Origin of the sequence: Micromonospora sp. CP22 (assembly GCF_009712475.1) — a bacterium.
GTDB lineage: Bacteria > Actinomycetota > Actinomycetes > Mycobacteriales > Micromonosporaceae > Micromonospora.
Window position 1 is genome coordinate 95470 of record NZ_VCJO01000015.1, and the last position, 9614, is coordinate 105083.

At 70.2% G+C, this 9614-nt stretch carries 11 protein-coding genes; 6 read left to right on the plus strand and 5 right to left on the minus strand.

The genetic code is table 11. The features are described from left to right. Positions 1-660 (minus strand): endonuclease NucS, encoded by a 660-nt coding sequence (gene nucS / locus FF096_RS21290; RefSeq protein WP_309223706.1) that lies wholly within the window; start codon positions 658-660, stop codon positions 1-3. A 71-nt stretch (positions 661-731) separates the two neighbouring features. Here nucS and FF096_RS21295 point away from each other — a divergent pair, with 71 nt between their 5' ends. Further along, positions 732-1352 carry a DUF4126 domain-containing protein gene (locus tag FF096_RS21295; protein WP_309223709.1) on the plus strand — a complete coding sequence of 207 codons (621 nt, stop codon included), beginning with the start codon at positions 732-734 and terminating at the stop codon, positions 1350-1352. An 84-nt stretch (positions 1353-1436) separates the two neighbouring features. Further along, on the plus strand, positions 1437-1736 hold the full coding sequence (locus FF096_RS21300; protein WP_155221219.1) for a DUF1540 domain-containing protein: 300 nt from the start codon (positions 1437-1439) through the stop codon (positions 1734-1736). Positions 1737-1824: 88 nt separating this feature from the next. Here the strand turns inward: FF096_RS21300 and FF096_RS21305 are convergent, their stop codons facing one another. Continuing rightward, the gene (locus FF096_RS21305; protein WP_155221221.1) at positions 1825-3834 is read right to left on the minus strand and encodes a protein meaA; all 2010 of its coding nucleotides are present in this window, start codon (positions 3832-3834) and stop codon (positions 1825-1827) included. Between the two features lie 152 nt (positions 3835-3986). Between FF096_RS21305 and FF096_RS21310 the strand changes: the two genes are divergently transcribed. Continuing rightward, entirely contained in the window at positions 3987-4835 is an 849-nt protein-coding gene (locus FF096_RS21310; RefSeq protein ID WP_155221222.1) for an ABC transporter ATP-binding protein, read from the plus strand. Next, positions 4832-5680, plus strand: coding sequence for an ABC transporter permease (locus tag FF096_RS21315; RefSeq protein WP_155221224.1), 849 nt, complete (start codon positions 4832-4834; stop codon positions 5678-5680). Before FF096_RS21310 ends, FF096_RS21315 begins: the two co-directional genes overlap by 4 nt. 37 nt (positions 5681-5717) lie before the next feature. Here FF096_RS21315 and FF096_RS21320 read toward each other — a convergent pair whose 3' ends face one another. Further along, on the minus strand, positions 5718-6566 hold the full coding sequence (locus FF096_RS21320) for a 3-hydroxyacyl-CoA dehydrogenase family protein (RefSeq protein WP_155221226.1): 849 nt from the start codon (positions 6564-6566) through the stop codon (positions 5718-5720). A gap of 74 nt (positions 6567-6640) precedes the next feature. After that, the gene (gene murA, locus FF096_RS21325) at positions 6641-8083 is read right to left on the minus strand and encodes a UDP-N-acetylglucosamine 1-carboxyvinyltransferase (protein ID WP_155221228.1); all 1443 of its coding nucleotides are present in this window, start codon (positions 8081-8083) and stop codon (positions 6641-6643) included. Here murA and FF096_RS21330 point away from each other — a divergent pair. Continuing rightward, entirely contained in the window at positions 8082-8654 is a 573-nt protein-coding gene (locus FF096_RS21330; protein ID WP_155221230.1) for a cob(I)yrinic acid a,c-diamide adenosyltransferase, read from the plus strand. The genes murA and FF096_RS21330 overlap by 2 nt on opposite strands. After that, a complete protein-coding gene (locus FF096_RS21335; protein WP_155221232.1) occupies positions 8630-9046 on the plus strand; it encodes a VOC family protein in 417 nt (138 codons plus the stop codon). The genes FF096_RS21330 and FF096_RS21335 overlap by 25 nt, the downstream gene beginning before the upstream one ends. A gap of 88 nt (positions 9047-9134) precedes the next feature. On the opposite strand, the gene FF096_RS21340 is transcribed toward FF096_RS21335, so the two are convergent. Next, entirely contained in the window at positions 9135-9383 is a 249-nt protein-coding gene (locus FF096_RS21340) for a hypothetical protein (RefSeq protein ID WP_155221234.1), read from the minus strand. Positions 9384-9614 lie beyond the last annotated feature (231 nt).

Sequence of the window (9614 nt, forward strand, 5' to 3'; positions counted from 1 at the left end):
CTAGAAGAGGGTCAGTTCGTCGCGTTCGATGCCGCGCAGCCGGTCGTAGTCGACCACCACGCAACGGATCCCCCGGTCGGTGGCGAGCACCCGCGCCTGCGGCTTGATCTCCTGCGCGGCGAAGACCCCGGCGACCGGGGCGAGCAGCGGATCCCGGTTGAGCAACTCCAGGTAGCGGGTGAGCTGTTCCACGCCGTCGATCTCGCCGCGACGCTTCACCTCGACCGCGACCGTGCCCTGGTCGGCGTCCCGACAGAGCAGGTCGACCGGCCCGATGGCGGTCATGTACTCGCGGCGGATGAGGGTGTACCCGTCACCCAGCGCCTCGGGGCTGGCCGCCAGCAGTTCCTGAAGGTGCGCCTCCACGCCGTCCTTGCGCAGCCCTGGATCGACACCCAGCTCGTACGAGGTGTCCTGGAAGATCTCCTCCAGGGTGATCCGCAACTCCTCACCGGCCTTGTTGACCACCCGCCAGACGCCGGGAGCCTCCTCCAGCCGGCACGGCGGGCTCATCCAGTTCAACGGCTTGTACGCCCGGTCGTCGGCGTGGATGGACACCGATCCGTCCGCCTTCACCATCAACAGCCGGGTCGCCGGCGGCAGGTGGGCCGAGAGCCGTCCGACATAATCCACCGAGCACTTCGCAATCACCAACCGCACCCGAGCAGGGTAGCGGAGTCACCGGAGATCGCCACCGAGCAGCGCTGGCGCGGCGGTGCCATGCTGTGATGGTGCTCGAAGTACTCACCGGTACCGGCCTCGCCGCCTCAGCGGGGCTGAACGCCTACGTTCCGTTGCTGGTGATGGGTCTACTGGCCCGGTTCACCAGTGTCATCGACCTGCCTGGCGGGTGGCAGTGGCTCGGCAACGAGTGGGTGTTGGGCATCCTCGCGGTGCTGCTGGTCGTCGAGGTGGTGGCGGACAAGGTTCCCGTGGTGGACCACATCAACGACGTGGTGCAGACGGTGGTCCGGCCGACGGCCGGCGGGTTGGCGTTCGGGGCCGGCTCCGCGTCGGAGACGGTGACCGTGAGTGACCCGGACAGCTTCTTCGCCAGTGGCGGTCAGTGGTTGCCGGTGCTGGTCGGGGTGCTCATCGCGCTCGGCGTACACCTGTTGAAGGCGACCGCCCGGCCGGTGATCAACGCGGCCACGGCCGGCTTCGGCGCGCCGGTGGCGAGCACCGCCGAGGACGCCACCAGCGTGGTCATGTCGCTCGTCGCGATCGTGCTGCCGGTGCTGGTGCTCGCCTTCCTGGTGGGGCTGGTGCTCTTCCTCCCCTGGTTGCTGCGTCGTCGGGCGGAACGGCGCCGGGAACGGAAGGCGGCACGCGAGGCGGGCTTCCGCGTCTGACCTCGGTCGTCGGCTCGACCGAATCGCCACCCCAACCAGCCCCAAAACCTACAATTGGGGCAACCAACTGGAAGGGGTCGGGTCATGACCGCGGCAATGGAGATGCCCCGTGTGCAGGAGTGTGTGGTCGCCGCCTGTGCGTACAACCACACCGGCGACTGCCACGCCTTCGCCATCACGATCGGCAGCCAGGACCACGCCCACTGCCACACCTTCATCGAGATGCCCGCCGTGCGGGCCGGCCTGGACGGGCAGACCGCCCAGGTCGGGGCCTGCCAGCGCGCCGACTGCCGGCACAACGAGCAGTTGGAGTGCCACGCGCCGGCGATCCGGGTCGGCCCGGACGCCGACCTGGCCGACTGCATGACCTACAGCCACCGTTGACGTCAGGCTCGGTAAGCAGCAGGTGTCAGCAGCACGGTGTTAGCAGGGGGCCCTTGCTATACACGAGGCGTTAACAGGGTGCCCTTCCTTACCGGCACAGGTCGTTGGTTTGTCGGATGACGGTGACGAGTTCGTCGATGATGCCGGTCAGGGCGAAGTCCTTCGGGGTGAACACCCGCGCAACTCCGGCCGCACGCAGCTGCTCGGCGTCCCCGGCGGGGATGATCCCGCCGACCACCACGGGCAACTCCGGGCGACCCGCCGCCCGCAGCCCGTCGAGCACCGCCGGCACCGCCGCCAGATGCGAGCCGGAGAGCACGGAGAGCCCGACCAGGTCCACGTCCTCCTCCACCGCAGCGGCCACGATCTGCCCTGCGGTGAGCCGGATGCCCTGGTAGATCACTTCGAAGCCGGCGTCCCGGGCGCGTACCGCGATCTGCTCGGCACCGTTGGAGTGCCCGTCCAGGCCCGGCTTGCCGACCAGCAGTCGCAGACGTCCACTGCCCAGTTCCCGGGCGGTGGCGGCGACCCGGGCGCGCACCTCGGCCAGCCCCTCGTCGCCGCCGCTGCCGGAGGCGCCGGTCAGCCCGGTCGGCGCCCGGTACTCGCCGAAGACCTCGCGCAGGACCGCCGCCCACTCGCCGGTGGTCACCCCGGCGCGGACGCACTCCAGGGTGGCGGTCATCAGGTTCGTCGTGGTCGCGGCGTCCGCGCGCAGCCGGGCCAGTGCCGCGTCCACGGCCGCCGCGTCGCGGTCGGCCCGCCAGGCGCGTACGGCCGCCGAGGCGGCGACCTCCACGGCGGGATCGACCTGCACGACCGCCTCGGCACCGGCGGCGGTCAGCGGGGACGGTTCGGTCTCGGTGAACCGGTTGACGCCGACCACGACGTCACTGCCGGCCTCGATCCGTCGCCGCCGGTCGGCCAGCGAGGCCACCAGGGCGCTCTTGAGGTAGCCGCTCTCCACCGCGGCGACCGCACCGCCCATCTCCAGCACCGTCGCCAACTCGGCGCGGGCACCCGTGACGATCTCGTCGACCAGCGCGGTCATCACGTGCGAGCCGTCGAACAGGTCCGGATACTCCAGCAGGTCCGACTCGTACGCGAGCACCTGCTGCATGCGCAGCGACCACTGCTGGTCCCACGGGCGGGGCAGGCCGAGCGCCTCGTTCCAGGCCGGCAGTTGCACCGCCCGCGCCCGCGCCGTGCGGGAGAGGGTGACGCCCAGCATCTCCAGCACGATGCGCTGCACGTTGTTCTCGGGTTGGGCCTCGGTCAGGCCGAGGGAGTTGACCTGCACGCCGTACCGGAAGCGACGCTGTCGCGGATCCTCGACGCCGTACCGCTCGCGGGTGATCTCGTCCCACAGCGCGCCGAACGCGCGCATCTTGGCGATCTCCTCGACGAAGCGCACCCCGGCGTTGACGAAGAACGAGATCCGCTGCACGACGTCGCCCATGCGCTGCGCCGGGACCTGACCGCCGTCGCGTACCGCGTCGAGCACCGCCACCGCCGTGGCCAGCGCGAAGGCCACCTCCTGCACCGGGGTGGCCCCGGCCTCCTGGAGGTGGTACGAGCAGATGTTGACCGGGTTCCACCGTGGCATCTCGCGCAGCGTGTACGCGATCACGTCGGCGGTCAGCCGCAGCGAGGCAGCCGGCGGGAAGATGTGCGTGCCCCGGGAGAGGTACTCCTTGATGATGTCGTTCTGTGTGGTGCCGGCGCAGCGGGCGAGTTCGGCACCCTGTTCGGCGGCGACCGTGCCGTAGAGACCGAGTAGCCACATCGCCGGGGCGTTGATGGTCATCGAGGTGTTCATGTCGGCCAGCGGGATGCCGTCGAAGAGCCTGCGCATGTCACCCAGGTGCGACACCGGGACACCGACCCGGCCGACCTCACCGGCGGCGAGGTCGTGGTCGGGGTCGTACCCGGTCTGGGTGGGCAGGTCGAAGGCGACCGAGAGTCCCGTCTGCCCCTTGGCCAGGTTGCGGCGGAAGAGCGCGTTGGTCTCGGCGGCCGAGGAGTGCCCCGCGTAGGTGCGCATCACCCAGGGGCGGTCGCGCTCCGGCAGCCGGCCCGGGAGTGACTTCTCGTCCATGGCCGGAGTTTAAGTTACCGTCCAGTACATCGGGCTGTGCCAAACCACACAGCGCGGTAGGGCGGACGCCCTGGTACAACCCGCCTTCGGTGGCGGGTACCACCACCCCCCGGTGCCGACGCCGGATGCGGGTGGGCCGCACACTTGACGGCATGAGTGACGACGCCGCGATCCGCGTCCGAGGGCTGCGCAAGACGTACGGCGAGAGTCTCGCGGTCGCCGGGCTCGACCTGGACGTCCACCGGGGCGAGGTGTTCGCCCTGCTCGGGCCGAACGGCGCCGGCAAGACGACCACCGTCGAGATCCTGGAGGGCTACCGCCAACGCGACGCCGGCGAGGTGCGCGTCCTGGGCGTCGACCCGGCCGACCCGCCCCGCGACTGGCGCGAACGGGTCGGCATCGTGTTCCAGGGCACCGGGGAGTTCGACGAACTCTGCGTCGCCGAGGTGGTACACCATTTCGCCGGCTTCTACGCCGACGCCGACGACCCCGACAAGGTGATCGAGCGGGTCGGACTCTCCGCCAAGGCCCGCGCCCGTACGCACACCCTCTCCGGCGGTCAGAAGCGTCGGCTCGACGTGGCGCTCGGCATCGTCGGCCGCCCGGAGTTGCTCTTCCTCGACGAGCCGACCACCGGCTTCGACCCGGAGGCCCGGCGGGAGTTCTGGGAGCTGATCCGCGACCTCGCGGCGGCCGGCACCACCATCGTGCTGACCACCCACTACCTGGACGAGGCGGAGGCGCTTGCCGACCGGGTGGGGGTGATCGCCGCCGGCCGGCTGGTCGAGGTGGCCGCGCCGAACCGCCTCGGCAACCGGCAGGAGGCGCTGGCCACGGTCTCCTGGCGTACGCCGGAGGGCACCCTGGAGAGCGCGCAGAGCGCGACGCCGACGGCGCTGGTGGCGGAACTCGCCGCGCGCTTCGGCGGTGAGGTGCCCGGCCTGACCGTCACCCGGCCCACCCTTGAGGAGATCTACCTGACGATGATCGGACACCGATGACCACCACGGCGAAACCGGCGCAGCCGGTCACCACGGCCTCACCTGCCCGGCGCCGCGGCGCAGCCGGCCTCGCCCTGCGTCAGGGACGGCTGGAGATCCGGCAGTTCCTACGCAGCCGCGAGTCCGTCGTGTTCACGCTGGGCTTCCCCCTCATCATGGTGCTGATCTTCGCGTCGATCTTCAACGAGGAGATCGCGCCCGGGGTGAGTTACACGCAGTACTTCATCACCGGCATGATCGCGACCGGCCTGATGACCGTCAGCTTCCAGAACCTCGGCATCTGGATCCCGATCGAGCGGGACCGGGGGGTGCTCAAGCGCTATCGCGGCACGCCGATGCCCAAGTGGGTCTGGTTCGCCGGAAAAGTGATCATGGTACTGGTGATCAGCGTGGTGATGACCGCGCTGCTGCTCGCGGTGTCGGTGACGCTGTTCGACCTGGACCTGCCGAGCACCACCACGGCCTGGTTGACCTTCGGCTGGGTCAGCGGGTTGGGCGTGACCGCCTGCACGCTCTGCGGCATCGCCATCTCGTCGCTGGCCCGGACCGCCCGCAGCGGCTCGGCGGTGGTCACCCCGGTCGCGCTGGTGCTCCAGTTCATCTCCGGGGTCTTCTTCGTCTTCACCAACCTGCCGTCCTGGATGCAGCAGGTCGCGGCGTTGTTCCCGCTCAAGTGGATGTGCCAGGGGCTGCGGTCGGTGTTCCTGCCGGAGACCTTCGGCGCGGACGAACCCGGCGGCTCGTTCGAGCTGACCCGCGTCGCCCTGGTGCTGGGCGTCTGGTGCGTGATCGGTCTGGTGCTCTGCCTGACCACCTTCCGCTGGACCACCCGCCGCGACGGCTGAGCCGGGGAGGGCCCGGCCGGGCCCTCCCCGCAGCGGGTCAGTACGAGTAGAAACCCTGGCCGGTCTTGCGGCCCAGGTCACCGGCGGTGGCCATACGCTGCAACAGCTCCGGCGGGAAGAACTTCTCGTCGGCGGTGTCGGTGTAGATGTTGCGGGTCGCGTTGAGCAGCACGTCGACACCGGTCAGGTCGACGGTGGCCAGCGGACCCATCGCGTGCCCGAAGCCGAGCTTGCAGGCGGTGTCCAGGTCCTCGGCGGAGATGACACCCGCCTCGACCAGCTTGACCGCCTCCATGGCCAGGGCACAGATCAGCCGGGTGGTGACGAAACCGGCGATGTCGCGGTTCACCACCACGACGGTCTTGCCGATCCCCTCGGCGAAGGACTTCGCCCGCTCCAGGGTGGCATCGCTGGTCTTGTAGCCGCGAACCAGCTCGCAGAGCTTCATCATCGGCACCGGCGAGAAGAAGTGGGTGCCGACGACCGCCTCCGGACGCTCGGTGACGGCCGCGATCTGGGTCACCGGGATCGCCGAGGTGTTGGTGGCCAGCACCGCGTCCGCCTGACAGATCTTGTCCAGCGCGCGGAACACCTCGTGCTTGATCTCCAACTTCTCGAAGACCGCCTCGACGACGATGTCCGCGTCGGCGGCTGCCTCCAGCTCGGTGGTGGGGGTGATCCGCCCCAGCGTCGCCTCGACGTCGTCGTCGGAGAGCTTGCCCTTCTCGGCGAACTTCGCCAGCGACCGTCGAATGCCGTCCAGACCGCGCTTCGTCGCCGCGTCGTCCAGGTCCCGCAGTACCACGTGCCAGCCCGCCTGGGCCGCCATCTGGGCGATGCCCGAACCCATCAACCCGGCACCGATGACCGCGAGTCGACCCGCCATGCTGCTTCTCCCTCGCTACGAATGAGTGTCTGTCTGCACCCTAGTCGGCGAGCCTGAACGATAGCTAAGGCAGCTCAGATGGTCAGTTCGGGTTCCTCCGGTGCGGTGGCCCGCTCCACCTCGATGCCGAGCGCCCGCAGGTCGGCCACGAAGTCGGGATATCCCCGGTCGACGTGGTGCACGTGGGACACCTCGGTCACCCCGTCGGCGCAGAGCCCGGCGATGATGAGCCCGGCACCGGCCCGGATGTCGGTCGCGCGTACCGGAGCGCCGGAGAGCCGCTCCCGGCCGCGTACCACCGCGTGATGCCCGTCGGTCTTGATGTCCGCGCCGAGGCGCATCATCTCGTTGGCGAACATGAACCGGCCGTCGAAGATGTTCTCGGTGATCAGCGAGGCGCCCTCGCTGAGCGCGGCGAGGCCGATAGCCATCGGCAACAGGTCGGTAGCGAAGCCCGGATACGGCAGAGTCACCACGTCCACCGCCCGGGGCCGCTCCTGCATGCGTACCCGGAAGGAGTCCGCCCGGGTCTCCACCATGCCGCCGGCCATCACCAGCTTGTCGAGCGCGACCTCCAGGAACGCGGGGTCGACACCGGTCACCGTGACGTCGCCCCGGGTCATCGCCGCACCGAACGCCCAGGTCCCCGCGACGATCCGGTCCCCCACCGTGGCGTGCCGGACCGGGTTCAGCCGGGGTACGCCGACGATGGTGATGGTCGAGGTGCCCTCGCCGTCGATCAAGGCGCCCATCCGCTGGAGCATCGTGCAGATGTCCACGATCTCGGGCTCGCGGGCCGCGTTGTCGATCACGGTGGTGCCCTCGGCCAGCACCGCCGCCATGATGAGGTTCTCGGTCGCCCCGACGCTCGGGAAGTCCAACACGATCTCCGCGCCGCGCAGCCGGTCGGGCGTCGACGCGATCACGAAGCCGTGCTCGCCGGAGATCTCCGCGCCCATCCGGGTCAGCCCGGAGATGTGCATGTCCAGGCCCCGCGAGCCGATCGCGTCACCACCGGGGTGGGCCACCCGCACGTACCCGCGCCGGGCCAGCAGCGGACCGAGCACGCAGATCGACGCCCGCAGTCGGCGGACCAGGTCGTAGTCGGCCTCGACGCCCGGCTGCTCCGGCACGTCGATGGTGACCGAGCGGGAGCGGGCCACCCCGCCGGCCGTGACCATCGGGTCCACCGGGTCGTCGGCGTCGAACCGTACGTCGCACCCGAGGCGGCGCAGCACCTCACCCATGATGGCGATATCGGTGATCCGTGGCACGTTGGTGATCACACTCCGGCCCGGGGCGAGCAACGCGGCGGCCATCAACTTCAACGCCGAGTTCTTCGCCCCCACCACGTGCACCGTCCCGGCCAGCCGGGCACCACCGTGCACCCGGATGACGTCGACGTCGGTGATCGCGGCGTCACCGGCGTCTCCCGGGCCGACACCCGCAGGCCAACCCGTGCCGGCGTCCGGCCGCGCCGGGATCGTCAGGTCCGGTATCCGTAGGCTGTGCGTCATGGCCGTCCACCTCACGCGCATCTACACCAAGGCCGGCGACGCCGGCATGACCAGGCTGAGCAACAACGAGCAGGTGCCGAAGAACGATCCGCGTATCGCCGCGTACGCCGACGTCGACGAGTGCAACGCCGCGCTCGGCGTGGCACTCGCGCTGGGCCAGCTCGACGACGAGTTGCGCCGGGTGCTGGGGTTGATCCAGAACGACCTGTTCGACGTGGGGGCCGACCTCTCCACCCCCGTCGAACCGGAGCCCAAGTACCCGCCGCTGCGGGTCACGGAGGAGTACGTCGAGCGCCTTGAGGGCTGGTGCGACGAGTACAACGCGCGCCTGAGCAAGCTCGACTCCTTCATCCTCCCCGGCGGCACCGCGGGCGCGGCGCTGCTGCACGCGGCGCGGACGATCGCCCGGCGCGCCGAGCGGTCGGCGTGGGCCCTCGTCGCACACGACCCCGACCGGACCAGCCACCTCCCGGCAAAGTATCTCAACCGCCTGTCGGATCTGCTCTTTATCCTGTCAAGAACGGCAAATCCGGACGGAGACGTGCTATGGGTGCCGGGCGGAGGCCGGTGACGTTCGGTGCGCTGCACCACGTGGAGGTCTGGATACCCGACCTGAACTCGGCAATGCGTAGCTGGGGCTGGCTGCTCGGCGAGTTGGGCTGGACGTCGTTCCAGCAGTGGCCGAACGGCCACTCCTGGCGGCTCGGCTCGACCTATCTCGTGCTGGAGGAGTCACCCGCCCTCTCCGGCCGCCGTCACGACCGGCTCGCCCCGGGCCTCAACCACCTGGCCTTCCACGCGGGCTCGACCACCGTCGTGGACCGGCTGGTCGAGCAGGCACCGGCGTACGGGTGGGAGCTGCTCTTCGCCGACCGGCACCCGTACGCGGGCGGGCCCGACACGTACGCCGGGTACCTGACGGACGGTCAGGGGTACGAGGTGGAGTTGGTCGCCTCGGGCTGAGGTGGCTTGATCGGTGGTTCGGCTGGGGGCGACCTTGGCCAGCCGCTCGCCCGGAGGGCATCGGCCAGCCTGGGCGGTGCGGGTGGGGTCAGTCTGGGGGGCGGTTGCGGGCGAGCTTGATGAGCAGCACCACCAGCAGGCCGATGCCGAAGACCGCCATCAGGCAGCAGTCGACGCCACTGAACCCGGGCTTGGCGGGGCGTGCGTTCTGTCCCGCCCGCACCACGATCTCGCCGCCGCCCGACGATGCCCAGGCCGTGACCGGCATGAACACCGAGAGTCCGGCTGTACCGACGACCGTGCCCAGGCGGCCCCGCCACTTGTCCCACGCAGACATCGCCCCATCCTCGCCGGGACCCGCAACCGGGGCGCACGGCGGATCGGGCCCGCACGGCATGCACCGGCCGTCAGACGCCGAACTGGCCGGACCCCAGGGTGCGGGCTCCGGCCAGTTCGGGTGTTGAGTTCTCACCACGGGGTAGAGGTCAGCTGTTCCAGTGCTCGGCGACCAGGTCGGCGGCCTGCTGTTCCCACTGGGCGTAGTGGTCCGGGTAGGCCGACACCTGCA

Coding starts and splice junctions, on each gene's coding strand:
- FF096_RS21300 (WP_155221219.1), top strand. CDS start 1,437: ATGACCGCGGCAATGGAGATGCCCCGTGTGCAGGAGTGTGTGGTCGCC.
- FF096_RS21305 (WP_155221221.1), bottom strand. CDS start 3,834: ATGGACGAGAAGTCACTCCCGGGCCGGCTGCCGGAGCGCGACCGCCCC.
- FF096_RS21310 (WP_155221222.1), top strand. CDS start 3,987: ATGAGTGACGACGCCGCGATCCGCGTCCGAGGGCTGCGCAAGACGTAC.
- FF096_RS21315 (WP_155221224.1), top strand. CDS start 4,832: ATGACCACCACGGCGAAACCGGCGCAGCCGGTCACCACGGCCTCACCT.
- FF096_RS21320 (WP_155221226.1), bottom strand. CDS start 6,566: ATGGCGGGTCGACTCGCGGTCATCGGTGCCGGGTTGATGGGTTCGGGC.
- FF096_RS21330 (WP_155221230.1), top strand. CDS start 8,082: ATGGCCGTCCACCTCACGCGCATCTACACCAAGGCCGGCGACGCCGGC.
- murA (WP_155221228.1), bottom strand. CDS start 8,083: ATGACGCACAGCCTACGGATACCGGACCTGACGATCCCGGCGCGGCCG.
- FF096_RS21335 (WP_155221232.1), top strand. CDS start 8,630: ATGGGTGCCGGGCGGAGGCCGGTGACGTTCGGTGCGCTGCACCACGTG.
- FF096_RS21340 (WP_155221234.1), bottom strand. CDS start 9,383: ATGTCTGCGTGGGACAAGTGGCGGGGCCGCCTGGGCACGGTCGTCGGT.